22 protein-coding genes are annotated in these 25,653 nt (G+C 68.3%); 8 read left to right on the forward strand and 14 right to left on the reverse strand.

Annotated elements, in window-relative coordinates:
- Nucleotides 1-218 precede the first annotated feature (218 nt).
- The 5 genes from ACODSM_RS00580 (at nt 219) to ACODSM_RS00600 (ending at nt 8,910) form a co-directional block, all read left to right on the forward strand.
- A complete protein-coding gene (locus ACODSM_RS00580) occupies nt 219-1,280 on the forward strand; it encodes a ligase-associated DNA damage response exonuclease (RefSeq protein ID WP_488803979.1) in 1,062 nt (353 codons plus the stop codon).
- Nucleotides 1,277-2,974 carry an ATP-dependent DNA ligase gene (locus tag ACODSM_RS00585; RefSeq protein WP_488803980.1) on the forward strand — a complete coding sequence of 566 codons (1,698 nt, stop codon included), beginning with the start codon at nt 1,277-1,279 and terminating at the stop codon, nt 2,972-2,974. Before ACODSM_RS00580 ends, ACODSM_RS00585 begins: the two co-directional genes overlap by 4 nt.
- Entirely contained in the window at nt 2,971-5,691 is a 2,721-nt protein-coding gene (locus tag ACODSM_RS00590; RefSeq protein ID WP_488803981.1) for a ligase-associated DNA damage response DEXH box helicase, read from the forward strand. The genes ACODSM_RS00585 and ACODSM_RS00590 overlap by 4 nt, the downstream gene beginning before the upstream one ends.
- 5 nt (nt 5,692-5,696) lie before the next feature.
- A complete protein-coding gene (gene pdeM, locus ACODSM_RS00595) occupies nt 5,697-6,434 on the forward strand; it encodes a ligase-associated DNA damage response endonuclease PdeM (RefSeq protein ID WP_488803982.1) in 738 nt (245 codons plus the stop codon).
- 241 nt (nt 6,435-6,675) lie between these two features.
- Complete coding sequence (locus tag ACODSM_RS00600; RefSeq protein ID WP_110960585.1) at nt 6,676-8,910, forward strand: NADP-dependent isocitrate dehydrogenase; 2,235 nt, start codon at nt 6,676-6,678, stop codon at nt 8,908-8,910.
- A 139-nt stretch (nt 8,911-9,049) separates the two neighbouring features.
- Here ACODSM_RS00600 and ACODSM_RS00605 read toward each other — a convergent pair whose 3' ends face one another.
- The 3 genes from ACODSM_RS00605 to ACODSM_RS00615 form a co-directional block, all read right to left on the reverse strand.
- Nucleotides 9,050-10,441, reverse strand: a complete 1,392-nt coding sequence (locus ACODSM_RS00605) for a hypothetical protein (RefSeq protein ID WP_488803983.1) — start codon at nt 10,439-10,441, stop codon at nt 9,050-9,052.
- A gap of 176 nt (nt 10,442-10,617) precedes the next feature.
- Nucleotides 10,618-11,130: a DUF1993 domain-containing protein gene (locus ACODSM_RS00610; protein ID WP_488803984.1), complete on the reverse strand. Its 513-nt coding sequence runs from the start codon at nt 11,128-11,130 to the stop codon at nt 10,618-10,620.
- A 306-nt stretch (nt 11,131-11,436) separates the two neighbouring features.
- A complete protein-coding gene (locus ACODSM_RS00615) occupies nt 11,437-12,705 on the reverse strand; it encodes an MFS transporter (protein ID WP_488803985.1) in 1,269 nt (422 codons plus the stop codon).
- 65 nt (nt 12,706-12,770) lie between these two features.
- Between ACODSM_RS00615 and ACODSM_RS00620 the strand changes: the two genes are divergently transcribed.
- The 3 genes from ACODSM_RS00620 (at nt 12,771) to ACODSM_RS00630 (ending at nt 16,134) form a co-directional block, all read left to right on the forward strand.
- Entirely contained in the window at nt 12,771-13,712 is a 942-nt protein-coding gene (locus tag ACODSM_RS00620) for an AraC family transcriptional regulator (RefSeq protein WP_488803986.1), read from the forward strand.
- Nucleotides 13,713-13,796: 84 nt separating this feature from the next.
- Complete coding sequence (locus ACODSM_RS00625; RefSeq protein ID WP_488803987.1) at nt 13,797-15,341, forward strand: hypothetical protein; 1,545 nt, start codon at nt 13,797-13,799, stop codon at nt 15,339-15,341.
- A gap of 157 nt (nt 15,342-15,498) precedes the next feature.
- Nucleotides 15,499-16,134 carry a flavin reductase family protein gene (locus ACODSM_RS00630; RefSeq protein WP_488803988.1) on the forward strand — a complete coding sequence of 212 codons (636 nt, stop codon included), beginning with the start codon at nt 15,499-15,501 and terminating at the stop codon, nt 16,132-16,134.
- On the opposite strand, the gene ACODSM_RS00635 is transcribed toward ACODSM_RS00630, so the two are convergent.
- The 11 genes from ACODSM_RS00635 to ACODSM_RS00685 form a co-directional block, all read right to left on the reverse strand.
- Nucleotides 16,112-17,221 (reverse strand): alpha/beta hydrolase, encoded by a 1,110-nt coding sequence (locus ACODSM_RS00635; protein ID WP_488803989.1) that lies wholly within the window; start codon nt 17,219-17,221, stop codon nt 16,112-16,114. The genes ACODSM_RS00630 and ACODSM_RS00635 overlap by 23 nt on opposite strands.
- A gap of 6 nt (nt 17,222-17,227) precedes the next feature.
- Complete coding sequence (locus tag ACODSM_RS00640) at nt 17,228-18,190, reverse strand: hypothetical protein (RefSeq protein ID WP_056056992.1); 963 nt, start codon at nt 18,188-18,190, stop codon at nt 17,228-17,230.
- A gap of 20 nt (nt 18,191-18,210) precedes the next feature.
- Nucleotides 18,211-18,828 (reverse strand): penicillin-binding protein activator LpoB, encoded by a 618-nt coding sequence (gene lpoB / locus ACODSM_RS00645; RefSeq protein ID WP_488803990.1) that lies wholly within the window; start codon nt 18,826-18,828, stop codon nt 18,211-18,213.
- Between the two features lie 40 nt (nt 18,829-18,868).
- On the reverse strand, nt 18,869-19,276 hold the full coding sequence (locus ACODSM_RS00650) for a YcfL family putative periplasmic lipoprotein (protein WP_488803991.1): 408 nt from the start codon (nt 19,274-19,276) through the stop codon (nt 18,869-18,871).
- A gap of 35 nt (nt 19,277-19,311) precedes the next feature.
- Nucleotides 19,312-20,853 (reverse strand): COG3014 family protein, encoded by a 1,542-nt coding sequence (locus ACODSM_RS00655; protein ID WP_488803992.1) that lies wholly within the window; start codon nt 20,851-20,853, stop codon nt 19,312-19,314.
- A gap of 333 nt (nt 20,854-21,186) precedes the next feature.
- On the reverse strand, nt 21,187-21,930 hold the full coding sequence (locus ACODSM_RS00660; RefSeq protein ID WP_060984339.1) for a class I SAM-dependent methyltransferase: 744 nt from the start codon (nt 21,928-21,930) through the stop codon (nt 21,187-21,189).
- A gap of 12 nt (nt 21,931-21,942) precedes the next feature.
- Nucleotides 21,943-23,298 (reverse strand): hypothetical protein, encoded by a 1,356-nt coding sequence (locus ACODSM_RS00665; RefSeq protein WP_488803993.1) that lies wholly within the window; start codon nt 23,296-23,298, stop codon nt 21,943-21,945.
- A gap of 237 nt (nt 23,299-23,535) precedes the next feature.
- Nucleotides 23,536-24,453, reverse strand: coding sequence for a ParB/RepB/Spo0J family partition protein (locus ACODSM_RS00670; protein WP_110960593.1), 918 nt, complete (start codon nt 24,451-24,453; stop codon nt 23,536-23,538).
- 40 nt (nt 24,454-24,493) lie between these two features.
- Nucleotides 24,494-24,790, reverse strand: coding sequence for a cupin domain-containing protein (locus ACODSM_RS00675; protein WP_116748482.1), 297 nt, complete (start codon nt 24,788-24,790; stop codon nt 24,494-24,496).
- 25 nt (nt 24,791-24,815) lie between these two features.
- A complete protein-coding gene (locus ACODSM_RS00680; protein ID WP_110960595.1) occupies nt 24,816-25,085 on the reverse strand; it encodes a hypothetical protein in 270 nt (89 codons plus the stop codon).
- Nucleotides 25,082-25,624 carry an RBBP9/YdeN family alpha/beta hydrolase gene (locus ACODSM_RS00685; protein WP_343734109.1) on the reverse strand — a complete coding sequence of 181 codons (543 nt, stop codon included), beginning with the start codon at nt 25,622-25,624 and terminating at the stop codon, nt 25,082-25,084. Before ACODSM_RS00685 ends, ACODSM_RS00680 begins: the two co-directional genes overlap by 4 nt.
- Nucleotides 25,625-25,653 lie beyond the last annotated feature (29 nt).

Below are 25,653 nucleotides of genomic sequence, written 5' to 3' on the forward strand. Positions count from 1 at the left end.
CGCAGTCCTGCAGACGGCGCAATCCACAACGGGATGATGGAGGGCATGCTCCGGCAGCGGGACGACCCCGCAGACCAAACGCTTCACTATTGATAGCAAACAAGGCACATGAAACCTGCGCATGCAGCAGATTGAATGCCCAAAAGGCCTGTAACAGCCCGCCGCGCAAACCCGGGCGGCCCCACCGACTTTGGCTTGCCGCCTACGATGCCACACGCATGCTCCGCAATGACTTGATCGTCCACCGCCCCGAAGGCCTGTACTGCCCGCCTGGCGACTTCTACATCGACCCCTGGCGGCCGGTGGAGCGGGCCGTGATCACGCATGCCCATTCAGACCACGCACGCATGGGCTCGGCCCACTACCTGGCACACGAGGGCAGCGCGGGCACGCTGCGCAACCGGCTGGGGGCGGACATCGCACTGCAGACGCTGGCCTACGGCGAGACCATCGACCACCATGGCGTGCGCCTGTCGCTGCACCCTGCGGGCCATGTGCTGGGCTCGGCCCAGGTGCGCATCGAACATGGCGGCCAGGTGTGGGTGGCCTCGGGCGACTACAAGCTGGAAGACGATGGCACCTGCACGCCGTTCGAGCCGGTGCGCTGCCACACCTTCATCACCGAATCGACCTTTGGTCTGCCCATCTACCGCTGGCCGTCGCAGCCCACGCTATTTGCCGACATCAATGCCTGGTGGGCGGCCAATGCGGCGGCGAGCAAGGCCAGCGTGCTGTATGCGTATGCCTTCGGCAAGGCGCAGCGGCTGCTGCACGGGGTGGATTCCAGCATCGGGCCCATTGTGGTGCATGGCGCGGTGGAGCCGCTCAACGCGGTGTACCGTGCGGCCGGTGTGGAGCTGCCGCCCACGCTGCGTGCGACGGACCCGGGCCTGACCAAGGGGGACCTGAAACGCGCACTGGTGCTGGCCCCGCCATCGGCTGCGGGCACACCGTGGCTCAAGCGGTTTGGCGAACACTCCGACGCGTTTGCGAGCGGCTGGATGCTGGTGCGCGGCGCGCGCCGCCGCCGGGGCGTGGACCGGGGCTTTGTGATGAGCGACCACGCCGACTGGCCGAGCCTGCAGAAAGCCATTGGCGCCACGGGCGCGGAGCGCGTCATCGTGACGCACGGCAGCACGGCCGTGATGGTGCGCTGGCTGTGCGAGCAGGGGCTGGACGCCAAGGTGTTCGCGACCGAATACGGTGCCGATGACAACGAGGACGATGCAGGCGCTGCGCCCGAACCAGGCAGCGAGTCCGCACCCGAGGCGACGGCATGAAGGCTTTTGCCCATTTGTTCCAGGCGCTCGACGCGACCACCGCGCAGTCGGCCAAACTCGCGGCGCTGGTGGCTTACCTGCGCGTGGCGCCGCCCGCCGATGCGGCTTGGGCCACGTACTTTCTCGCAGGCGGCAAGCCCCGCCAGATGGTGCCCACCAAGCGCCTGAAGGCGCTGGCGCAAGAGGCTGCAGGCCTGCCCGAGTGGCTGTTCGAAGAAAGCTACCAGGCCGTGGGCGACCTGGCCGAAACCCTGGCGCTGTTGCTGCCCCCGCCCGCCCAGCCCACCGAGCTGGCATTGGCCGAATGGATGGCCCAGCTGCTGCTCCTGCGCGCCCTGCCGCCCGATGAAGCGGATAACCGCCTGCGCACGCAATGGGACAGGCTGGCGCCCGAACAGCGCTTTGTGTACTTCAAGCTCATCACCGGCAACTTCCGCGTGGGCGTGTCGCGCTTGCAGGTGACGCAGGCGCTGGCCACGGTGAGTGGGCTCGACCCCAAGCGCATCGCGCACCGGCTGATGGGCTACACGCAGATCGGCCGGCAGCCGCAGGCCAGCGACTATCAGGCGCTGATCGCGCCGGTGGACGACGATGCGAATATGCAGGATGCTGCCGATGCAGGCCAGCCCTACCCGTTCTTTTTGGCCCACCCGTTCAACCAGCCCGTGGCCGAGATGCCCACACTGCTGGGCGCACCCGGCGACTGGCTGGTGGAATGGAAGTGGGACGGCATCCGCGCGCAGATCGTGCGGCGCGCGGGCGCGGTGTGGGTGTGGTCGCGCGGGGAGGAACTGGTGACCGACCGCTTCCCTGAACTGGCCGAAGCCGCGATGGCACAAATGCCCGATGGCACTGTGGTCGATGGCGAGATTCTGGTGTGGCTGCCGGGCGAGCCCCAGCCCCGCCCTTTTGCCGACCTGCAAAAGCGCCTGGGCCGCAAGACCCTGGGACCGAAGCTGCTGCGCGAACTGCCCGTGGTACTGGTGGCCTACGACTTGCTCGAACACGCCGGGCAAGACCTGCGCCAAGAGCCGCAGCAGGTCCGTCGCACGCTGCTGGAGGCCACGCTGCAACGGCCTGACGACACCACCATCGCACCCGCAGCGCACAAGACCTTGCGCCGGAGCGAGTTGCTGCACGGCGCCGACTGGCCGGACCTAGCCCGCCAGCGCGAGGCCGCGCGCAGCATGGGCACCGAGGGCTTCATGCTCAAGCACCGCAGCGCGCAGTATGGCGTGGGCCGCACCAAGGACGTGGGCGTGTGGTGGAAGTGGAAGATCGACCCCATGAGCGTGGACGCGGTGCTCATCTACGCCCAGCGCGGCCACGGCCGCCGTGCCAGCCTGTACACCGACTACACCTTTGCCGTGTGGACCGGCCCGCAGGACGACCCGCAGCGGCAACTGGTGCCGTTTGCCAAAGCCTATTCGGGCCTGACGGATAGCGAAATTGCGCAGGTAGACGCCATCATCCGCAAGACCACGCGCGAGAGCTTTGGGCCCGTGCGCAGCGTGGACGCGACGCTGGTGTTTGAGCTGGGCTTTGAAGGCATCGCAAAGAGCCCGCGCCACAAGAGCGGCATTGCCGTGCGCTTTCCGCGCATGCTGCGCTGGCGGAAGGACAAGCCCGTGGCCGAGGCCGATACCCTGCAAACGCTGATGGCACTGCTGCCCGGGCAGGACGTTGCGGCATGAGCACCACCCGTCGCCCGCGCAAGCCCCTGCCCCCGGTGGCACCGAGTGCCGCAGCCGCCTGGATGGCGGCGCGCGGGTGGCAGCCCTTCGGTTTCCAGCAAGACGTGTGGCGCGCGATGGGCGAGGGCCGCTCGGGCCTGCTGCATGCCACCACGGGCGCGGGCAAGACCTATGCAGTGTGGCTGGGCGCGCTGCAACACTTGGCGCAGGCCGATGCTGCACCTGCACCTGCGCCTGCAGAAGCACCCAACGCCCGCACCACCCTGCGCACGCGCCGCGCTGCGGCACCGCCCCTCACCGTGCTGTGGATCACGCCCATGCGCGCACTCGCTGCCGATTCGCTGCGCGCCCTGCAGGCACCGTTGCCCGACCTGGCCCCCACCTGGACCAGCGGCCTGCGAACCGGAGACACCGCCAGCGGCGAGCGCGCCGCGCAAGATCGCCGCCTGCCCACGTTGCTGGTGACCACGCCCGAAAGCGTCTCGCTGCTGCTGGCCCGCGCCGATGCGCGTGAGCGCTTGGCCAGCGTTCGCCTGGTGGTGGTGGACGAGTGGCACGAGCTGGTGGGCAACAAGCGCGGCGTGCAGGTGCAGCTGGCGCTGGCGCGCTTGTCGGGCTGGAACCCGGCGCTGCAGGTGTGGGGCATGTCGGCCACGCTGGGCAACCTGGAGGAGGCCCTGCACACCTTGCTGCCCCAACCTATGCCCAGCGCGCCGCAGCCTCCGCCCGCCGTGCTGGTGCAGGGCCGCATCGACAAGCGGCTGGAGGTGCAGGTGATGCTGCCCGCGCGGGCCGACCGCTTTGCGTGGGCGGGCCACATGGGGCTGAGTCTGCTGCCGCAGGTGGTGCAGTCGATCGAAGCGGCCGCGTCCACCTTGGTGTTCACCAACACCCGGGCGCAAGCCGAGCGCTGGTACCAGGCGCTTCTGGAGACGCGGCCCGACTGGGCGGGCACCATCGCACTGCACCATGGGTCGCTGGGGCATGAGGTGCGCGACTGGGTGGAGCAAGGCCTGAAGGCCGGGCAGCTCAAGGCCGTGGTCTGCACATCGAGCCTGGACCTGGGCGTGGACTTTTTACCGGTGGAACAGGTGCTGCAGATCGGCTCGGCCAAGGGCGTGGCGCGGCTGGTGCAGCGCGCGGGCCGCTCGGGCCATGCGCCGGGGCGCAGCTCCAGCATCACACTGGTGCCCACGCACAGCCTGGAGCTGGTGGAAGCCGCCGCCGCGCGCCATGCGCTGGCGCAGGGCCGCATCGAAGACCGGCACACGCCGCGTGCGCCGCTGGATGTGCTGGTACAGCACCTGGTCACCGTGGCGCTGGGCGGCGGCTTTGTGCCCGATGCACTGCTGGCCGAAGTGCGCCGCGCACCGGCCTATGCCGCGCTGACCGATGCCGACTGGCAGTGGGCGCTGCAGTTTGTGCGCCAGGGCGGCGCATCGCTGGCCACCTACCCGGACTTTCATCGCGTGGTGCCGGACGACGAGGGCGTGTGGCGCGTGCCCGATGCCCGTCTGGCGCGCCGCCACCGCAGCAACATCGGCACCATCGTGAGCGACGCCGCCATGCAGGTGCAGTTTGTGAGCGGCGGGCGCCTGGGCTCGGTGGAAGAGAGCTTCATCGCGCGGCTGCGCAAGGGCGATGTGTTCATGTTCGCGGGCCGCCTGCTGGAGCTGGTGCGCACCCAGCAGATGACGGCCTATGTGCGCATCGCCCCCAAGGGCAGCGCCGCCCTGCCGCGCTGGAGCGGCGGGCGCATGCCGCTGTCGAACACGCTGGCCGATGCAATGCTCGAGCAGCTGGCGCAGGCGGAGCGCGGCGAATTCAGCACGCCAGAGATGCGCTGCGCCCAGCCGCTGCTGGAGCTGCAGCAGGCCTGGTCGGCGCTGCCCACACCCAGCCGCCTGGTGGCCGAGACCCTGCACACCCGCGAGGGATGGCACCTGTACCTGTACCCGCTGGCGGGGCGCCTGGTGCACCTGGGCCTGGCCGGTCTGCTGGGCTGGCGCGCGTCGCAGCAGGTGCCCAACACCTTCTCCATCGCAGTCAACGACTACGGGCTGGAGCTGCTGTCGGCCAAGCCCGTGGACTGGGCCACACTGCTGCCGCGCCTGATTGGCGAAGGCACGCACACCACCATGGGCAGCGGGCTCGAAGAGGAAGTGCTGGCCAGCCTGAACGCCACCGAGATGGCGCGCCGGCGGTTTCGCGAGATCGCGCGCATTGCAGGGCTCATCTTTCAAAGCCACCCGGGCGAGCAGCGCAGCAGCCGCCAGCTGCAGGCCTCGTCGTCGCTCTACTACGACGTGTTTGCGCAGTACGACCCGGGCAACCTGCTGCTGGCGCAGGCCCGTGCCGAGCTGCTGGCGAACGAGCTGGACATGGACCGCCTGGCGCACACACTGCGCGGCATGCAGGCGCAGACCCTGTCCATCCACGCGCTGGAACGCCCCACCCCATTCGCCCTGCCGCTGATGGTGGAGCGCTTTCGCGAACGCCTGAGCACCGAGACCCTGGCCGACCGGCTGGCGCGCATGGTGCAAGCGCTGGAGCAAGCGGCCGACGCCACCACGGGCACGCACCTGGCGCAGCACGCCGTGCAGCCCACGGACATGGTGTGGGACCTGCCCGAAAGCTCTGGGCGCCGCACACCACGCGCGCGCCAGGCTGCGGCTGGGGACGCCCCCCGCCGCGCCCGCAGACGCCACGGATTCTGAGCACGATGACCACGCTTCCCTTTCACATATCCACCCCCGAGACGCAGGCCGTCCCTGCGCTCCCCATGGGTGCGCATGCCATCACCCTGCCCTGCGGCACGGCCCTGCAGCTGTTGCCCCAGCGCGCGCTGTGGTGGCCCGCGGCGCGCATGGTGATGGTGGCGGATGTGCATTTCGGCAAGGCGGCCACCTTCCGCCGCGCGGGCCAGCCGGTGCCCCATGGCACCACGGCCGACAACCTGGTCCGGCTGGATGCGGTGCTGGCTGCCACTGGTGCTGACCACCTGGTGTTCTTGGGGGATTTTCTGCACGCGCGCAGCGGCGCTGCCGATGCGCTGTGGCAGCAGTTGCTGCCCTGGCGCCAGCGCCATGCGCATGTGGCGATGACTCTGGTGCGCGGCAATCACGACCAGCACGCGGGCGACCCGCCGGCGGCGCAGGCTCTGGCGCTGGTCAACGAGCCCTGGTTGCCCTGTGCCGATGCGCCGGTGCTGGCCTGCCACCACCCACAGGCCGTGGCGGGCCACACGGTGATTGCCGGGCACCTGCACCCCACGCTGCGGCTGCGCGGCCCGGCGCGGGATGCGCTGCGGGCGCCTTGCTTTGGCTGGGGTGACGGGCAGTTGGTCCTGCCCGCCTTCGGGGCCTTCACCGGCACGGCGCCCGACACCCTGCCCGCGCACTGGGCGCAGTTTGCGGTGCTGCCGGGCCGGGTGGTGGCTGTTCCAGGGACTTTGTCGTAGGGTCTGCAGGGGGTGGCGCGCGGGCGCCAAGACGATCAAACTGCAGGGGGCCGCAGGGTGATTACCACCTATTTGGTGAAAAAAAGTGCCCTGGACTTATGATAATTTTGCATTGTGAGATTCGATTGCAAAAATAGCGGGCTGTGACAGCCCCGAGCAAGGAGAATCAGAGAGCATCCGCGTTTGGCCCCGCTGCGACGCAGCCGGGGGCATCTACCTACTCTGTTTCGTGAGACAAGCCATGACGACCCAGCAACCTTCCATCATCTACACCCTGACCGACGAGGCACCCCGTCTGGCCACGGCTTCCTTCCTGCCCATCATCCGCACGTTTGCGGCGCCGGCAGGCATCAACGTGCTGGAGAGCGACATCTCGGTGGCGGCACGTATCCTGGGTGAGTTCCCCGACTACCTGACCGAAGAACAGCGCGTGCCCAACAACCTGGCCGAGCTGGGCAAGAAGACGCTGCAGCCCGATGCCAACATCATCAAGCTGCCCAACATCTCCGCGTCCGTCGCGCAGCTCAAGGCCGCCATCGCCGAGCTGCAGTCCAAGGGCTACGCGCTGCCTGACTACCCCGACCAGCCCAAGGACGACAAAGAGAAAGAAATCAAGGCCCGCTACAGCAAGTGCACCGGCTCGGCCGTGAACCCTGTGCTGCGCGAAGGCAACTCCGACCGCCGCGCCCCCAAGGCCGTGAAGGAATACGCCCGCAAGAACCCGCACAGCATGGCCGAGTGGAGCCAGGCATCGCGTTCTCACGTGTCGCACATGCACGCTGGCGACTTCTACCACGGCGAAAAGTCCATGACGCTGGACAAGGCGCGTGACGTGAAGATGGAGCTGATCACCAAGAGCGGCAAGGCCATCGTCTTGAAGCCCAAGGTCAGCCTGCTGGACCGCGAAGTGATCGACAGCATGTTCATGAGCAAGAAGGCGCTGCTGGAGTTCTACGAGAAGGAAATCGAAGACGCACGCAAGACGGGCGTGATGTTCTCGCTGCACGTGAAGGCCACGATGATGAAGGTGTCCCACCCCATCGTGTTCGGCCACTGCGTACGCATCTTCTACAAGGACGCATTCGCCAAACACGCCAAGACCTTTGAAGAGTTGGGCGTGAACGTGAACAACGGCATGGTGGACCTGTACACCAAGATCGAGACGCTGCCGCAAAGCCAGCGCGACGAGATCAAGCGGGACCTGCACGCCTGCCACGAGCACCGCCCCGAGCTGGCCATGGTCGACTCGGCCAAGGGCATCACCAACTTCCACTCGCCCAACGACATCATCGTGGACGCCTCCATGCCCGCCATGATCCGCAACGGCGGCAAGATGTGGGACGCCAACGGCCGCCTGAAGGACGTGAAGGCCGTGATGCCCGAATCGACCTTCGCCCGCATCTACCAGGAGATCATCAACTTCTGCAAGTGGCACGGCGCGTTCGACCCCAAGACCATGGGCACCGTGCCCAACGTGGGCCTGATGGCGCAGCAGGCCGAAGAATACGGCTCGCACGACAAGACCTTCGAAATCCCTGAAGACGGCGTGGCCAACATCACCGACCTGGCCACTGGCGAAGTGCTGCTGAGCCAGAACGTGGAGCAAGGCGACATCTGGCGCATGTGCCAGGTCAAGGACGCCGCGATCCGCGACTGGGTGAAGCTGGCCGTGAACCGCGCCCGCAACTCCGGCATGCCCGTGGTGTTCTGGCTCGACTCGTACCGCCCGCACGAAGCGCAGCTGATCACCAAGGTCAAGATGTACCTGCACGAGCACAACACCACTGGCCTGGACATCCAGATCATGAGCCAGGTGCGTGCGATGCGCTACACGCTGGAGCGCGTGATCCGTGGCCTGGACACCATCAGCGCCACCGGCAACATCCTGCGCGACTACCTGACCGACCTGTTCCCCATCATGGAACTGGGCACCTCGGCCAAGATGCTGTCCATCGTGCCGCTGATGGCCGGTGGCGGCATGTACGAAACCGGTGCGGGCGGCTCGGCCCCCAAGCACGTGCAGCAGCTGGTGGAAGAAAACCACCTGCGCTGGGATTCGCTGGGTGAGTTCCTGGCACTGGCCGTGTCGCTGGAAGACCTGGGCCTCAAGAACAACAACCCCCGCGCCAAGCTGCTGGCCAAGACGCTGGATGCCGCCACGGGCAAGCTGCTGGACAACAACAAGAACCCCTCGCCCAAGACCGGCCAGCTGGATAACCGCGGCAGCCAGTTCTACCTGGCCCTGTACTGGGCGCAAGAGCTGGCCGCGCAGACCGAGGACGCCGAACTGGCCGCCAAGTTCGCGCCCTTGGCCAAGCAGCTGACCGAGAACGAGCAGAAGATCGTGCAAGAGCTGAACGCCGTGCAGGGCCAGCCCACCGACATCGGTGGCTACTATCTGCCCGACGTGGCCAAGCTGGACGCCGTGATGCGCCCCAGCGAGACGCTGAACAAGGCGCTGGCTTCGGTGGCCTGATCCTTTTCGGCCGCTCCAACGCAAAGGCCCCGCAGTGCGGGGCCTTTTTTATTTCGGGACCTGGGAGTTAGCGCGACCACCGAGGGCCGTGCGTAGCAGTCGATGCTCCGTCTGCCGCGCAGCCCCCAGAGCCACGTTCTCAGGGCCGGTCGCGGTCTGCCACGCGGCTGCTCAAGGGCTTGGGCACATAGGCCGGCACAAAGGCGCAGCCCTTGCCAAAACGCGCCTCGTTGGCCGGGCACTGCTGGGCAATGCCCTCGGGCGTGGGCTTGGCGCCCTCGTCCACCCAGCGCAGCAGCGCGGTCATCAGCGTGGGGTAGGTGGGGTCGCTCAGGTAGCTGTGGGTGTTGTGCTGGGTGAAGGTCTGCACCAGGCGCTCCGCGCTGCCGCCTTGCGCCATGGTGGCCTGAAAGGCCGCGTCCAGTTCGACAAAGGCCGTGGGGTCGTCCACGCCCTTGACGGTGAGCACCGGCACGGGGATGCGGCCGGTCAGGTCCGTGTCCTGCGCAAAGCGGGCCACGGCAGCAGGGTCGGCCCGGTAGCGCAGCACGGCGGCGTTCAGCGCGGCATCGTCGGGCGAGCCCCGGTACAACACGCCCCGGTTGCCAAACGGGCTGGCGCCGCCCGTGCGATGCTGCACCACGTCGCGGAAGTGGAAGGTGGCCCAGTTCATGTGGCCCTGGATGGAGCTGGCCGGGATGCGGATCACGTCCACGATGGTTTGGACCTTGCGCTGCTGCTCGGGCGTGCGCTCGGCCACCGGCTTGTTCAGCGCCAGGCATTCGTTCACGCGTGCGGCCAGGTCCGCCTGCGTCATCGCCGCGTCGGCGGGCAGGCCGATGTTCAGCGGGTACTGCGCCTCGGTGGGCCGGGGGTGGTTGTTGCACAGGTACTGGTAGACCACGCGCAGGTCGGTGCGGAAGTCGTACGAGCGGGTGCCGCCCGCCAGCACGCCGCTGGTGAGCAGCACGGCGTCATACGGGCGCTTGCCATCGGCCGTGGTCTGGAACATCTCGGCCCCCTTGGCCGCCACGCTGGCGCCCCAGGACTGGCCGTGCAGGATGGTGCGCTTCGGCAGGGCCACATGGCGCACGAAGATCTGGCGCAGCCGCTCGGTGTCCTCGGCGGCGGCACGCACCTCGACGCCGCCCTGGCGGAAGGTGCTGCCCGCCCACGCGTACCCCGCGCGGACCATGATGGCCCAGCGCTCCAGGTCTTCCACCGACAGCTCCATCTTCGGCGCGCCCAGGGCCGGGCCGCCGTGGGCGTGCAGCACCAGGTGGCCGTTCCACTGCTGCGGCACCGCCACCAGGTAATACGCACCGGCCGAATCCTTGCCCGACAGGCAGCGGGCGATGGGCGCCAGGTCCTTGGGGCACGGGGTGGCCGTGGGCGCAGCCTCAGCAGCGGCACTCACCGGCGCCGAGGCTGGTGGTTGTACAGGCACCGGCGCGCAGGCCGAAAGCAGGCAGGTCACGCCGGCCAGCGCCAGGGCTGGCAGGGTGCGTGGTGTGGCATGGAGGATAGGCATGGGTCGGGTCTCCGTTCTCTTTGTTGTCCGCGCTGGGCGTCGTGTCCAATACTACTATTTTGATAGCACATCAGGCATGTTTCACTAGCGCTACGGGCCATTTTGGCCCATTCTGCATGCTTGGCCCCGCACGGCAGCCCCCAGGGCACCTTGGCGCCCCGGGACAGGGCCCAGGGTCAGAACTTGCCCATGTAGTCGCGCTTGCCCAGCTCCACGCCGTTGTGGCGTGCGATGGCGTAGGTTGCGTTCACGTGGAAGAAGAACTGGGGCAGGCCGTAGTGCAGCAGGTAGTGTTCGCCCACAAACTGCTTCTCGCGCGGCGTGCCGGGCTGGATGGTGATCTGGCGCGTGGCGGCCTCGGCAAACGCGGCTTGCGGAAGGCTGTCGATGAACGCCAGCACGGTGCTGATGCGCTCGTTCAGGTCGGCAAAACCGGGGCGCTCGGCGTCGGGCAGCGAAGGCACCTCCACACCGGCCAGGCGCGCGGCCACGCCCTTGGCAAAGTCGCAGGCGATCAGCACCTGGCGGGCCATGGGGAACATGTCGGGGAACAGGCGGGCCTGCAGCAGCGCTTCCGGCTCGATCTTGCGTGCCGTGGCATGGGCCTCGGTCTTGGCCAGGATGTCCTGGAGCGAGCCCAGCATCTGGCGAAAGACAGGGATGCTGGCGTTGTACATGGGGTTCGTCATGGGCGAGGTCCTGGAAGTGTGTTGAAAACAGAGGGCGCCGCTCTAGTGTGGTGTTGCGCGCTGGATGGCACATTGAAAACCGATGGATTTTTGGTCGGGGCAAGGCGCAAACCGCAGCGATACCCGGAGGTATCGCGAGGATTTGCAACGCAGCCCTGGCCAAAAAGACGCGGTTTTTAAGTGCCAGATAGCGTGCAACACCACACTAGGCCCTGCCAACCAGGGCCCCGGCGCCACCGACCGCGATTGCAACACAGGCACCAGCAACGTGCTGGCCGATGTCCAGAGTCCCCACCCCGGGGCCTTTCAGGCCGCCGCAGGCACAGGCCGCGCCGCCCGTGCGGCCACGCCCACCCCCACCAGCGCCGCCGACACCACGCTCAGGCCCAGGGTCACGGCCGAGCCGTAGAAGATGCCCGCCGTCATGCCGTGGTCCAGCATGGCGCCAAACACCGGGGCCGCCAGGCAAAAGCCCAGGTCCAGCCCCGAGTACACCGTGCCATACACGCGGCCCGTGGCGCCGGGGGGGGCCGCGCGCTTGATCAGCATGTCGCGCGAGGGGCCGGCCAGGCCTGTGCCCAACCCTGCCACCGAGGCCACCACCAGCGCCACCATGCCCGGCAGCAGCCCCGAGGCCACCACCACCAGCAACGCGGCCGAGCCCAGCAGGCACACGGAGATGATCTTCTCCAGCCGCTGCACGCGGCCCACCAGAAAACCGCCCACCAGCATGCCCGCCGCGCCACATAGCATGTAGCCCGTGACCACCATGGCCGTGATGCTCAGCGGCAGGCCGTACATGGACTGCAGCGCGGGGCTGGCAAAGCTCTGGATGGCGCTGAGTGCGCAGGTGCTCCAGAAGAAGAACGAGAAACACAGCCACACCGACGGCAGCTTGAGGAAGGCCATGGGGTGCTCGGGCTTCGCCGCCGCTGCGCCGCCCTTCGCCTGGTGCGCCCAGGCGCCCTGGCGGTCGTCAATCGCGTCGCGGTTCCACACCATGATGGCCAGCACCGTGAAGGCCAGCAGGCCGCCGCACAGGCAGGCCGTGCGCCACGAGCCCGTGGCGGTGGCAATGCCCGCCATGAACACCGGCGCCGTCGCCCAGCCCAGGTTGCCGCTGATGCCGTGCACCGAAAAGCCATGCCCCAGGCGCTGTGGTGACACGCGTTTGTTCAGAATCGTGAAGTCCACCGGGTGGAACGGCGCATTGCCCAGCCCGGCCAAAGCCGCCGCCAGCAGCAGGCCCGTGTAGCCCTGCGCCGTGCCCGCCGCCAGGCCTGCGGCCGCAAAACTCGACAGCGCAAAAAACATCACCGGCCGCGCGCCCACGCGGTCCACCAGGAAGCCCGACAGCGCCTGGCCCACGCCCGAGATCACGAAGAACACCGACACCAGCAGGCCCAGCTCGGAATAGCTGAAGCCGAACTCCCCGATCAGCCACGGAAACAGCGGCGGCAGCAGCATGTGAAAGAAGTGCGAGCTGCCGTGGGCCAGGCCGATGAGGCCAATGGTGCGGGCGTCCTGCCGCAAGGGGACAGGGTTGGCGAGGGTGCTGGAGGAAGAAGCAGTCATGGGCTCGATCTTAGGCAGCATGGCCTCGGCAGGTTTACGATAGGCAGACAACTTCTATCGCAAACATGCCAAACCCGCCCACCGAACTCGCCGTGCCCGCCGAACCGGGGGTGGAGCACTTTGCGGCCCAGGCCGTGTCCCGCGCGCCTGCCGGCAAGCCGCGCGGCATGTCGTACGTGGACTCGCTCACGCCCGAGCTGTTTGTGCCCACAGCCGCCCGCCCGGTGCGCGCCAAGCTGCGCTGGCTGGCCGCCGACACGCAGGTCATGCCCCACAGCCACCCGTGGGCGCAGGTGGCGATATCGACCACGGGCGTGATCCGCCTCACGGTGAACCACGGCACCTACATCGTGCCGCCATCGCGCGCGCTGTGGATTCCGCCCGGCGTGGAACATGCCGTGACCATGGTCGAAGACGCCGACCTGCGCACGCTCTACTTCCACCAGCCCCGGGGCCGCTGTGGCCCCGGCGTGCCGCGCGACCAGGAAGACGCCTGGCGCCAGTGCCGCGTGCTGGAGGTGTCCGACCTGCTGCGCGCCCTGGTGCGCGAGATGCCCACCACGCCCGACGGCGGCCCCACGATCAGCACCGCCGACCTGCGGCGCGAACAGCATCTGAGCGCCCTGGTCAGGGGCGAACTGGCCCGCGCCGCCGCCGTGAAGCTGGGCGTGGACCTGCCCCAGGACAAACGCTTGCGCCACCTGTGCGAGGCCGTGCTGGCCGACCCCACGCGCCACGACACCCTGGCCGACTGGGCGCAGGACACGGGTGCCAGCCCCCGCACCGTGGCGCGGCTGTTCCGCTCCGAGCTGGGCAGCACCTTCACCCAATGGCGCCAGCAGGTCATCCTGGCCAAGGCCGTGTCGCTGGCCGCCGGTCGCATGCCCATGGGCCAGATCGCCGCCGAACTGGGCTACAGCGCGAGCGCCTTCAGCGCCATGGTGCGCAAGTCGGTGGGGCAGCCGCCGGGGCGGTTTCTGGGGCAGCAGCAGCCGGTACCGCAGTGAGGGAGGTGAGTACAGGGTGCCAGTGCATCGGTACCATGGAACAACATGACACCCCTTCGCACTCCACGCACTCTTCGTTCCCTGATGTTGGTCGCGCTGGTGTGCGCGCCCCTTGCACTGGCCCACGCCGCGTCGCTGGACGTCACACCCGACACGCTGATCGAACGCGCCAACCTGCTGCGCGACGCCCGCGAGCGCCCCTGGGACCCGGCCACGGGCCGGCTGGGAAACTTGCGGCATGTGCACATCATCGCCAACGACTGCACGGTGCGCGTGGTGTCGGGTGCGGAGAACCGGCTGTTCCTCGGGCGAGGGACGTTCCAGATCGCCGACACCACCTACAGTGCGGACCGCCACGGTAGCAGCCGCCCCAGGCCGTACGACGTGACGATCAGCGCCGCGCAGGGCGCGTCGGCCGTTCCGCGCGTGGGCGCTGACAACACTGCAGTGTGCTTCACGCTGCAGCTGGCCACAGCCCACGAACTGTTGCTGCGCGGGGACAACCTCAACGTGCTGTTTGACCGGGTGGACTTGCCGGTGCTGCGCATGTACGTCAACCCCAGCCATGGCGTGAAGCTGTGGTTTCACGACGTGCGCCTGGGCCTGCTGAGCGTGAGCTCGAACGCATCGGTCGTGGCGGGTGGCACGGGCCAGGTGCAGTGGCTGCAGCTGGCCAGCTCGCAAAGAAACACAGCGCTGCTGTTCCACGACATGGACGTGCGCCACGCGGGCGTGACCGCCACCACCACCCGGGTACGGTTTTCCATCCGCATTGGCGCAGACACAGACGCAGGCTACTACCAACCGGCCAGCGCGCCGGGCAAGATCGCACTGGAGTACCCGATCTGGATCGACGGCCCCGTCAGCGCGCTCAAAGTGCCTGCGGGCCGCGTGAACCCCATGCCCCTGACCAGCGCCCTGCGCGATGAAACCCGCGCGCTACAGCAGGACGTGATGGGCCTTGCGGGCCGTCGGCCGGTGCTGCCAGCGCCTGACCCGGGCTCTGCGCCGCCCCCAGGGGCGCAGGCTGCCAGCGGTGAGCCCGTCTCGCCGCGCCAGCGGGTCAGCAATGTGCTGCAGCCGCTGCTGCCCAGCGGCATGACCCTGGGCAAGATCGACCTGTGGAAGGACGGCGCAGCGCTGGAGGGCCGAGCGCCCGATGACGCGGCCGTGCGCCAATGGGTGCAGGTGCTGGAGCGCTCGGGCGAGGTGCGCAACCCGCAGGTGGCCTGGGTCCGGCGCGAGGGTGACCAGGTGGCCTACCGCGTGCTCGTCAACTTTCTGTGCGCGGCGCCGGGCGAGCGCAGCGTGTGCCTGCCAGCCACGGGCAGCGCCTACACCCAACAGCAGGTGGAAGACGCTCTGCGCCCGGTGCTGGGCAACGGGGTGACCCTGACCAAGCTGGTGCTGCGCGACGGCAAGCGCGGCCAGCTGGTCGAGCTGGAGGGAAGCGGCAGCGAGGCGGAGGTCCGCGCGGCGCTGGAGCGCGTGCGCCAGCAGGTCTCCTGGTTGACGGCGTCGAGCTATGGCATTGGCCAGGGCTCGTTCTCTGCCCTGCTGCGCATGGTGTGTGCGGTGCCTCCGCCCGCCACCCCCGGCATCTGCGCCGCGCCCAGCCCGACCCGCTGAGCCAAGGGTCGGTGCTTCAGCACTCCAACAAGCCCTTTCCGCCCATCCAACAAGCGTTAACAGCTATTAAAAGGTGAGCGCATTGATACCCCCGTGACCGCAGCGTGCTGCGTCTACCGCTAAGGTACTGGCTGTCTGTCACTGCCCGCAAAGCCCCATGACCACCCCACCGCCCGCACGCACCTTCCACAGCTACGAACCCCGCCAGGGCCACGGCCTGCCACACGACCCGTTCAACGCCATCGTGGGGCCACGCCCCATTGGCTGGATCTCCACGCAAAGCGCCACCGGCGCCACCAACCTAGCGCCCTACAGCTTCTTCAACGCGTTCAACTACGTGCCGCCCATCGTGGGCTTTGCCAGCATTGGCTACAAGGACACGGTGCGCAACGTGCAGGCCACGGGCGAGTTTGTGTGGAACCTGGCCACCCGCGACCTGGCCGAGGTGATGAACCAGAGCTGCGCCGCTGTGCCACCTGAAGTGAGCGAGTTCGACCTGACCGGCCTCACCCCTCTGCCCTCCACCCGCGTGCGCCCGCCGCGCGTGGCCGAAAGCCCGGTCACCTTTGAATGCCGCAGCACACAGATCCTGCAGCTGCAGGGTGTGGATGGCGCACAGGTGGACACCTGGCTGGTGCTGGGCGAGGTGGTGGCCGTGCACATCGATCAGGCGCTGCTGAAAGACGGTGTTTACGACACCGCAAATGCGGGGCACATCCTGCGCGGCGGCGGCCCGGCGGACTATTTCACAGTAGGGCCGGAGCAGTTGTTCAGGATGTACCGGCCGCGCTAGGAGCCTGCTGCTCTCGCAGCAGTCGCAGTGGCGCACACAGCCCGGCGGCCGGTTGACGGGCCCATTGCTCGGTCCAGGCCCACACCTGCTGCACGCCGTCCCTCCCTGCGGCGGCACGCTGCAGGCCGTGGTCGGCACCGTCGATGCGCCGCGTGCAGTAGGGTGCGGTGCGCAAGGCAGCCAGCTCCGCAAAACGTGTGTAGGCCACGGCGGGCACCAGCGCATCGTCGCTGCCCCACACCTGCAGCAGCGGCCAGGGACCTCGCAGCAGGGGCAGGGTCAACGGCCAGTTCCACAGGTCGCGCCAGTAACCCAGGCTGCGCCCCTGTACCACCACGCTGTCGTGCGGAGCGCCCGCCACGATCTGGCCCAGCGCTACCCAGTCGCCCTCCACGCCCAGGCGGTGGGCCTGCAATGCCCCGGCCTCCTGCGGGTCCAGCCCGCTGGCGCCAATGAGCACCAATCCGGCCAGGTGCGGTACCTCAGGGGCCAGCGCGGGCAGCAGCTCAGCCCCTTCAGAGAGGCCCACCAGCAGCTGCGACACGGCTGGCTGGCCCTGACGCTCCGAGGCATCGGCACGCAAGGCCGCACGGGCGTGTGCGAGCCAAGTGGAATGCCGGTCCAGCGAAACAAAGCTGTGCGGGCAGTCGGAGGGGGCGGTGCGGGCTCCGGGGTCTACGCCCGGCTTGTGCAGCACCAGCACCTGCGCGTGCAGCAGGCCCGCAAAGTAACGGTCCGCGATGGGCCCCATGCCCGCGCAGCCCGAGCCAGGGATGACGATCACGCGATAGCGCAGCGGCGCGGTGCGCTCCGCGCGCTGCAGGGTCTGGAGCACAGCGCCGCGCGCACCCGGCACGGCCCGCTGGATAAATCCAGCGCCCGGCGCCAGGCCCTGTTCTATGGCGGGCATCGCAGGGTCCGGCTGTGCCGCACTCGCGCCCCCGTGTGCGTGGGGGGCCACGCAACCCGTCAGCGTCAAGGCCAGGGCGGCAGACGCAACAAAGGCCAGCGCAGGGCTGGCCTTGGGGAGGGCAGGCACCGCACGGGCCGGGGCCCGCGAGGGCTGCGAGTGCACGGTGGGGCGCACGGCGGCTTACTTGAGGATCAGCACCTGCTCAGGCTGCTGCGGTTGCGGCACAGGCATGGGCTGGCCGCCCTGCTGGTACACCACCGGTGGGCGCACGCCGCGCGCCAGATTCGCGTCGGTGTAGCCCAGTTGCACCGCGAGCTGCTGGTACACGTCCTGCGCCAGCGACAGCGAGGTTTCACGCATCACCTTGGCCCGGTTGGGAGGCGCAATGTCGCCACGGATCGAGAGGATCTTGGTGTCGTTGCCTTCGCCCTGGGCGGAGAACGCGGCCTTGATCTCGTAGGTCTTGGTGTTGATGAGCGAGAAGTCGGCCAGCAGTTGGAGGCCGTACTGGCGCGTGGCGCTGGTGGTGCCCTGCAGGGGCGAGAGCGCATCGGTGAACTCGATGCTGGACACCACGCCAAACAGCACGTAGTCGGCGCCGTTGAACTCACCCTTCTTGATGCGGGTGATCACGTCGTTGACCTGGGGCTGCGCCTGGGGCGTGGCCATCTTGCCGCCCTGCACCTGGTTGAGCACCTGCTCGGCCTTGCTGGGCTGGGGCTTGCCCGCGTCAAAGCCCTTGCCCTGCACGAGGCGGAAGTACGTGCCCTGCAGGATGGCGCCCTTGATGTCGTTGGTGTAGCCGCCCAGTTCACGCTGCTCGATGTAGCTGTAGCGGCCCGCCACGTAGGTGCCGCTGGCCTGCTCGGAGGCCTGCATGGACTGCTGGCCAGAGTACGAGCCCCCGCCGCCGTACATGCCGTGGCTGTGGCTGCCGCCTTGGCTGCCCTGCGCGCTCATCTGGCTGCTGCGCTGGTAGGTGCCGGCCATGAAGTACTCGGACACACGCTGAGCGTAGGCCAAGTCGGTCACGGCGATCTTGGGCGCGGCGCCGGGCTGCTGCGCCTGCGCGCCGGTGCCCCAGGCCAGCGTGGTGGCCGCGATCACGGCCAGGGCCGTGTGGAGGGTGATTCTGCGTTGCATGGTGTGGTCCTTGGGGCAGATCAGCGCTTGCTGGTCTTTCTGATTTCTTTCTCGTCCTGCCATTCGATCGTGCCTTCCTGCACATCAAACAGCTTCAGCGTGAACTTGTAGTACACGTCCTTGGTGGTGTTGTTCTGCTTGACGATGCTGGTCAGCTCGCCTTCCATGCTGTACTTGGCGGCGGTCATCTGGCCGACCTTGGCGGTGGTGCCCTGCTTGTACAGGCCGCTCTGGTTCTGGCGCTGCAGCTCGTCCACGCCGGCCTGCATCTCGTTGATGGAGCGCACAAAGCGCACCTTGCCCGACTTGACCAGCGCGGTCTGGATGGAGTTCATCACGTTGGTGGTGTCGATGTACTCGCTGGTCTTGTTCTTGACGGTGGAAATGGTCACCGTGGGGCGGCCCTGGAAGATGCCGGTTTCGAGCAAGCCGCCAGTCATCTTCTCGGCAATCATCTGCAGGTCGGTGGAGCCGAATTCGTTGGTCACCAGCTCGACGGCCTTGGCATCGCCGTAGTTGACCTGGCGGTCAAAACGCACGGTGGGCGACGACAGGTTCTGGCAGGCCGACAGGGCCAGGGTACTGGCCGCAAAGGTCAGGATCAGCGCGCTGCGCTGGATGCGGTTCTTGGTTGTCATGGTTTTACTCCTCACTCGAACAGGGATTGGCGCGGCGCGATCAGCGCGGCTCCACATTCATTTCCAGGCGCAGGTCCACGGCGGCGCTGGTGGGCGCCACGCTCTTGACGGTCTGCTGGCCCAGGCCCAGCACGGTCATCTGCTTCCAGGACTCGCCGTCGCCCACCTGGTTGCCCACGTTGTCCAGCCACTTGAAGCGGTAGAACACGGTGCGGTCGGTGCGGCCCATGTTGGCCATATCGGCCTGCACCACCAGGATGTCGTTCTTGCGCACGATGCGCATCTCGCGCACGGCGATGCTGTTGGCCTCGCCGCGCAGGGCCACCTTGGCGGCCACGGCCAGCGGTGTGGCAGGGTCATGCAGTTGGGCGCTGGCGCCGCCAGCCAGGGTCATCAGGGCCGCGCACAGCACGGCAGGGATCGCGGCGGGGACAAAACGGGTTCTCATGCCAGAGGCTCCTCGAATGGGGTCAGAAACAGGGGTCAGTTCTTGGCGGCCGCAGCGGGCTGGGCGGCCGTGGGCTTGACGGTGGACGAGGGCACGGTGCGGGCGCGGTTGTTGTTGGTGGTACGCACCGGAGCGGCGGGCGCCGCAGCCGCGGCAGTAGGAGCCGGCTGGGGTGCCGCCGCCACCGTGGGCAGCTGGCCCAGCATGGCCACGTCGCCGATCAGCACGCTGTTGTCATACATGCGCAGGGGCACCAGGGCGTACTGGCCGTCGATCTTGATCGGCTGGGGCAACTGGCGGCCGTTGATGGAGACGGTGTGTTCGCCAGGGGGCAGGTAGCCACGGGCCACATACACGCGGCCGGGCAACATGCGCCACATGCGGTCGTCGGCCTGCTCTGTGGCCACCGAGGCTGCGGCGCCAATCAGGCCGCCGATGAGGCCGCCACGCTTTTGCAGCTCGTTCTGCAGCACGCCCTTGGCCACGGCGCGGGTGAAGCCGCGCAGCACCATGCCAGGCATTTCGTCCTTGAGCGCACGGCGGGCCATCACATTCACGTCCACCACTTTTTCGAGCTTGAGGTCGGTGCCGGCGGCCGACACCACCGTCAGGGGCGCGTCCTTGGAGGGCTCGATCACGGGGTACGAAATGCTGGCGGTGACCATGCCCCGGCCGGTGGGCACAGGGAGGGTGAAGGCCTTGGGCTTGCGTGCAGGCGCGTCACCGGCCTCGACGATGAAGAGCACGTCGGTCATGCGCTGGCGGCGCTTCCAGGTGAAGCCGGTGCGGTTGTCCAGGCCGCGCAGGCCTTCTTCCAGCACGGGGGTGTCGGGCTTGAGCTCGATGGCCTTGCGGTAGCCGGGCGCAGCCAGGCCAGGCTCGTTGAGCATTTCGTACAGGAAGCCGGCCAGGTAGTGGGACAGCGCGTTGGAGTAGCCGTTCTTGAGGGCCAGCACTTCGGGGTCGTTGAGCGTTTCGACCGGGTAGCCATTCAGCTCCTTGCCGCCCGATGTGGCGCCCTTGGACTTGGCCTCTTCTTCGGCCGCCAGGGTTTCCTTGGCGCGGAACTCGGCAATGATGGCTTCGCGCTCGTGCGTGCGCTTGATGTCCACACGGGCGTTTTCAAAATCGCCCACGGCCATGCGGTTGAGCGCCAGGCGGGTGGTCAGCCACACCTTTTCATAGTCCTGGCCTTCGTAGACCTTCAGGCGCTCGCTCACCAGGGCCGCGCCCACGGTGCCCATCAGCTTGGAGGGGTTGGTCTTGGCGGTTTCTTCCCATTCCTTGACCTTGTTGTCGGCCAGCAGGAAGGCGTTGGTGCTGTCGGGGTACCGGCGGTCCATGCGCAGCAGCTCACCGCGCTCCATGTTGAAGAGCAGCGCCGTTTTTTCTTCTTCGGTCTTGGCCGTGCTCTCCAGGCTGGCCAGCGCGGCGGGGATGCCGCCACTGCGCCCGGCGGTCTGCATGTCGGTGGCCGTTTTGTCGTGGCTCTGCATGGTGGCGCAGCCGGTGAGGGCAGCGCTCAGCGCCAGCACCCACAGCAGGCGCGGACGGAAACGGGATGGGTGGGCGGTCATGGATGCTCCTTGCAGATCGGTCGGTTGCTCACCAGAAACACCCCGCGCTTCCCACGCGCAGCCGCGCAACAGCCCCGCCCAAAGGAGGGTGCAGCGAATACGGCGCGCATGGTGGAAGTCCGGTCAAGGCGGGTGCTGGCAGCCCGTGCGCCCCCTCCCGGCGCGGTTACGTGCTGTGTGCGACCCCCTCTGGCTGTGAGTTTCTTGGTTGTTGTGTATGGGGTTGTAGCCAGCCGCGCAATGTAGCAAAAGCTTGTATCTTTTCTGTAACCGTGTGGGGCCGGCGACACAGGCGGACACAGGTGCGGGCGCATGGATTGCATGGTGGGCATGTCATCCCTCCTGCGGCTGGCGCGGCATGCGGTACAGCCACACCACCCGACCACCGGGCGCGCGCAGCTGGGCACTGGGCAGCCAGCCGGGCACCGCAAACTCCAGGCTCACCAGCCAGGCACCGGGCGCCAGCTCGGCCTGGGCCTTGGCGGCCGCGCGGGCCATGCTCTCGGGCCGCTGGAACAGGTACACCATCTGGTAGGCGCTCCAGTCGGCCTTCCACATGTCGGCACGCTGCACCCGCGCCCAGGGGCAGCGCAGGGCGCACAGCAGGCGCAGCGGCCAGCTCCACTCCAGCCCGTCGAGCTGGGCGGCAGGGTAAGCATGGCGCAAGGCCTTGAGGCCATCGCCCAGGCCACAGCCTGCGTCGAGCACGCGCGCGCCCAGCGGCAGCGGCGCCTGCACGGCCAGAGACTGCAGCGCGTGGCGCGGCGTGGGGAACAGGGGCGCATCGCGCCACGCATTGAGTGGGTAGACCAGCAGCAACAGCGACAGCGGCACCAGCCACGCCCAGGTAGGCAGGCTGGCCGCCCCCAGCAGCGCCAGCGACAACGGGAACCCGGCGGCAATCAGCCCGCGCCGCCACCAGCTGTCGCCCAGCACGCTGGCAGCCGTGCCAAGCAGGCAGGCGACCAGCAAAGCGGCCACCGGCGGAACCGCCCGCTGCAGCGCCACAAAGATCAGCCACGCGCACGCCCACGCCGCCAGTGCGGGCAGGGGCCAGGGCATGCGCAGGGCGAGCATGGTTCTCCGTTCTCAGCGGCCAAAAATGCCGCGCAGCAGATTGACGGGGTTGACCACGTTGCCCGCGTCCGTGCCGCCGTCGCCTGCGGGCGGCTGGCCTGCGGGCGCACCACCCATGCCGCTGGAATAAGCGCCTGTGCCGCCCAACGGTGCAGCGGGTGCTGCGCCCATGCCGCCACGGCGCCCCTGCATCTCCTCGCCCAGCATGGCCATGGTGTGCGACTTCACACGCACGCGCACCGACCATTCAGGCTCCCACGCGGCCTTGGGGTCGGCCGGACGGGGTGGATACACGATGTGGCTCTCGCCACCGTAGGCCATCATGCGCAGCATGGGCGTGGCATCGCGCCCGCCGCCAGCGAAGATGCCCTGGGGGATCGCGCACTGCGTGGTCTCGGGCTGCAGCAGCACTCGCTCCTTGAGCCAGCGGTCGATGGTGGCGGGCGAGAGGTAGTCGAACAGACCCATGCCGGTGTCGGGCGTCTCGGCGCTGGACCACATGATGAGGTCGTCCCCGCTTTGCGACATGGCGTGCAGGTAGTAGGCGCGCGCATTGCGCACTGGCTGCCAGCTGGTGCCCATGCTGTCCTGCGGCTTGCCGGTGGTGCGCAGGTCGATGGCGGGCATCAGGTCCTGCGCCGCGCCCAGCGTGAACTTCATCGAGGCAGGCACACCGTCGCCCCGCACCTGGTGCTCGCCCACCACCGAGCTGTCCCGCGACAGGCTGACCTGGTTGCGCTCGTTGGGGTACAGCGCATAGGCCGGGCCCACGCGCGGGCCCCGGTCGGGCACGGCGCGGCCTGCAAAGGCCTGCGCGTAGTCGGAGGGCTTGGCACGCGCCAGATCGATGACGCGGGGCTGGCCCGCACGCACCGCGCTACCGCAGCCCCAGTACAGCAGGATTCGGCCCTTGGGCTGCTGTTGCTGGTACTCACGGGGCACTTCGCCCGGCTCGGTCTGGGTGGGCTGGGCGCGCGGGGGGATCAGAGGCAGGGACTCGCCCATGCGCATGCCAGGCGGGATGGACTGGCTGGCTTCTACGCCGGGGCGCAGGCTGTTGTGCAAGGCGATATCAATAACGCGCGGCGGCATGATGGACATGGCGCGTGCGTTGCCGTATGACGTGTTGCTGCCGCCCCCCATGCCCGGCGCTGCGCCGCCGCCCATGCCCCCCATGAGGCCGCCGAGCATGCCGCCGCCACCGGGCAGGCTGTCCATCTCGGGCATGCCGGCCATGGTGCCGGTGGACAGGTCCATCCACAGCTGCACCTTGGGAGCCTTGGTGGTTTGGGCGTGGGCGCCCAGGCTGGCAATGCACAGGCCGGCGGCCAGGCAGGCGGGGGTCAGGTAGCGCAAAGGGGTTGTCATCGGGTCTGCTCCAGGAGATACGTGGATCACCCGGCAAACCATCGTGGGCCGCAAAGCGGCTTTGTCGCCGCCCTGTGAAGAGGCCTTGCGGTCAACCCGGGTGTGTTGAACGCAGCGCAGTGTAGGCCCCGCAAGGACGCATTTTGCCCGTGCAAGTTACTTGTGGAAACCGTTTCTGTGCGCTATTTCACGCCATCTTGCGCGGCGACAACGCCGCGCCCCGGAGCGACGAGCGGGTCAGCCGCGCAGGCGGTCGATCAGCCCGTTGAGCGCCTCCAGCGACCCGAACTGGATCGCCAGCTCGCCCATGTCCTCCACCCGGCCGTTGCGCTTGACGCGCTTTTTGACGCGCACTTCGACCTCGGCCATCAGCAGGTCCGACAGCTCTTCTTCCACACGCTTCAAGTCGCGCGACTTTTCCTTCTGGGGCTTTTGCGGCACCAGGCTGAACTCGGCGCCGATCTTCTTGACCAGCGCCTCGGCCTCGCGCACCGACAGCTTCTTGGCCGCGATCTGGTTGCCGGCCGTGATCTGTGCGGCGCGGTCCAGCGACAGCAGTGCGCGCGCATGGCCCATGTCGATATCGCCCGCCATCAGCATGGTCTGCACCGGCTCGGCCAGGTTCAACAGGCGCAGCAGGTTGCTGGCGGCGCTGCGCGAGCGGCCCACCGCCTGCGCGGCCAGCTCGTGCGTGAGGCCAAACTCCTTGACCAGGCGCTGCAGGCCCTGGGCTTCTTCCAGCGGGTTGAGGTCTTCGCGCTGGATGTTTTCGATGAGCGCCATGGCAGCGGCCGACTCGTCGGGCACATCGCGCACCAGCACCGGCACCTCGGCCAGGCCCGCCAGGCGCGAGGCGCGAAAGCGCCGCTCGCCCGCGATGATTTCGTATTTGCCCGCGTGCTCCCCGCCCGTGAGCCGCCGCACCAGGATGGGCTGCATGATGCCCTGGGCCTTGATGGACTCGGCCAGCTCGTACAGCGCGCCCTCGTCCATGCGCGTGCGCGGCTGGTACACCCCCGGTACCAGTTCGGACAGCGGCAGGCTGCTGGGCAGGCCCGCTTCGGCGGCCTGGGCCTGTTCCACTTTGTCTTCGACCTTGGGGCCCAGCAGGGCTTCCAGGCCTCGGCCGAGGCCCTTGGGTTTTTTGGTGACCATGAAATGCGTCTCGCGAAAGGAAAAAGGAAAGGGGGAAGAATCAGCGGTCGATGATGACCAGCGTGCCGCGGCTGCCGGGCGCCACGGCGTGGGGCACGCCTGCGGGCACGATGAACACCTCGCCCGCGTTCACCTCGGTGACCTGCCCTTGCAGGTCCAGGCGCATGCAGCCGTCCAGCACCAGCAGGGCTTCGTCAAAGTCGTGCGACTCGTCGGGGTAGGCCGCGTCATCCATGCGCAGCACCTTGAGGTTGGCACCCGCAGCGCGGCCCACCACCGTGGAGTTCCAGGCGCGGGGCAGTTGGTCGGCAAGGGCAGACAGGCTGATCTTGGTCATGGGTCGTTGGCCAGGGTTCAAAACGTCACAGTGCGGAGCGGCTCGCCACGCGGCGCCGCTTGCGACTGCGCCACAGGCGCAACCACACACCGAAGGCCACCGCGAGCAGCACGAGGGCCAGCATGAACTGCCCCAGCGCGCCCACCACCACCGCGCTGCTGGGCAGCAGCCAGGCAAGCACCACCTGCAAGGCGTCGCCAAGCCAGTAGAAGTCAGCCGTGACCCGCCGAGGTGGAGGGACAGCGCCGTCCGCCATCACCGGCGGGCGCTTGCGCCAAAAAACCCAGCGGCTCATGCCGGAGTGGCGAGCTGCATCAGCCAGCCCCGCCCCTCTTCCCAGTCGCCCAGCCCGGATTCGGCATTGATGTGCCCGCGCTCGCCATAGTCCACAAACCGCGCACCCCAGGCCTGCGCCAGCCCCTCGGCACGCTCGAAGCTGCAGTACGGGTCGTTGCGGCTGCCCACCAGCACGGCCGGGAACGGCAGCGGCTGGCGCGCAATGGGCGCCCAGCCGTGGATCTGCGCGGCCAGGTCCGGCCGCTCCACATCGCCCGGCGCCACCAGCAGCGCGCCGCGCACCTTGGCCGCATGGCGGGTGTGTGCCGCCCACCAGGCCGTCAGGATGCAGCCCAGGCTGTGCGCCGCCAATACCACCGGGCCGTCGGCATCGGCCACGGTCTCTTCCAGGCGCGCAGACCAGTCGCCGCGCAGCGGGCGCATCCAGTCGTGCTGCTCCACGCGCTGGTAGCCGTGCGCGGCCTCCCAGCGGCTTTGCCAGTGGTCGGGGCCAGAGTTCTGCCAGCCGGGCAGCAGCAGGATGTTGGAGGCTTTCATTACTATCAATTTAATAGCTAGCAGCGCAT

This window comes from Acidovorax sp. FG42 (assembly GCF_057809195.1).

Coding starts and splice junctions, on each gene's coding strand:
- ACODSM_RS00580 (WP_488803979.1), top strand. CDS start 219: ATGCTCCGCAATGACTTGATCGTCCACCGCCCCGAAGGCCTGTACTGC.
- ACODSM_RS00585 (WP_488803980.1), top strand. CDS start 1,277: ATGAAGGCTTTTGCCCATTTGTTCCAGGCGCTCGACGCGACCACCGCG.
- ACODSM_RS00590 (WP_488803981.1), top strand. CDS start 2,971: ATGAGCACCACCCGTCGCCCGCGCAAGCCCCTGCCCCCGGTGGCACCG.
- pdeM (WP_488803982.1), top strand. CDS start 5,697: ATGACCACGCTTCCCTTTCACATATCCACCCCCGAGACGCAGGCCGTC.
- ACODSM_RS00600 (WP_110960585.1), top strand. CDS start 6,676: ATGACGACCCAGCAACCTTCCATCATCTACACCCTGACCGACGAGGCA.
- ACODSM_RS00605 (WP_488803983.1), bottom strand. CDS start 10,441: ATGCCTATCCTCCATGCCACACCACGCACCCTGCCAGCCCTGGCGCTG.
- ACODSM_RS00610 (WP_488803984.1), bottom strand. CDS start 11,130: ATGACGAACCCCATGTACAACGCCAGCATCCCTGTCTTTCGCCAGATG.
- ACODSM_RS00615 (WP_488803985.1), bottom strand. CDS start 12,705: ATGACTGCTTCTTCCTCCAGCACCCTCGCCAACCCTGTCCCCTTGCGG.
- ACODSM_RS00620 (WP_488803986.1), top strand. CDS start 12,771: ATGCCAAACCCGCCCACCGAACTCGCCGTGCCCGCCGAACCGGGGGTG.
- ACODSM_RS00625 (WP_488803987.1), top strand. CDS start 13,797: ATGTTGGTCGCGCTGGTGTGCGCGCCCCTTGCACTGGCCCACGCCGCG.
- ACODSM_RS00630 (WP_488803988.1), top strand. CDS start 15,499: ATGACCACCCCACCGCCCGCACGCACCTTCCACAGCTACGAACCCCGC.
- ACODSM_RS00640 (WP_056056992.1), bottom strand. CDS start 18,190: ATGCAACGCAGAATCACCCTCCACACGGCCCTGGCCGTGATCGCGGCC.
- lpoB (WP_488803990.1), bottom strand. CDS start 18,828: ATGACAACCAAGAACCGCATCCAGCGCAGCGCGCTGATCCTGACCTTT.
- ACODSM_RS00650 (WP_488803991.1), bottom strand. CDS start 19,276: ATGAGAACCCGTTTTGTCCCCGCCGCGATCCCTGCCGTGCTGTGCGCG.
- ACODSM_RS00655 (WP_488803992.1), bottom strand. CDS start 20,853: ATGACCGCCCACCCATCCCGTTTCCGTCCGCGCCTGCTGTGGGTGCTG.
- ACODSM_RS00660 (WP_060984339.1), bottom strand. CDS start 21,930: ATGCTCGCCCTGCGCATGCCCTGGCCCCTGCCCGCACTGGCGGCGTGG.
- ACODSM_RS00665 (WP_488803993.1), bottom strand. CDS start 23,298: ATGACAACCCCTTTGCGCTACCTGACCCCCGCCTGCCTGGCCGCCGGC.
- ACODSM_RS00670 (WP_110960593.1), bottom strand. CDS start 24,453: ATGGTCACCAAAAAACCCAAGGGCCTCGGCCGAGGCCTGGAAGCCCTG.
- ACODSM_RS00675 (WP_116748482.1), bottom strand. CDS start 24,790: ATGACCAAGATCAGCCTGTCTGCCCTTGCCGACCAACTGCCCCGCGCC.
- ACODSM_RS00680 (WP_110960595.1), bottom strand. CDS start 25,085: ATGAGCCGCTGGGTTTTTTGGCGCAAGCGCCCGCCGGTGATGGCGGAC.
- ACODSM_RS00685 (WP_343734109.1), bottom strand. CDS start 25,624: ATGAAAGCCTCCAACATCCTGCTGCTGCCCGGCTGGCAGAACTCTGGC.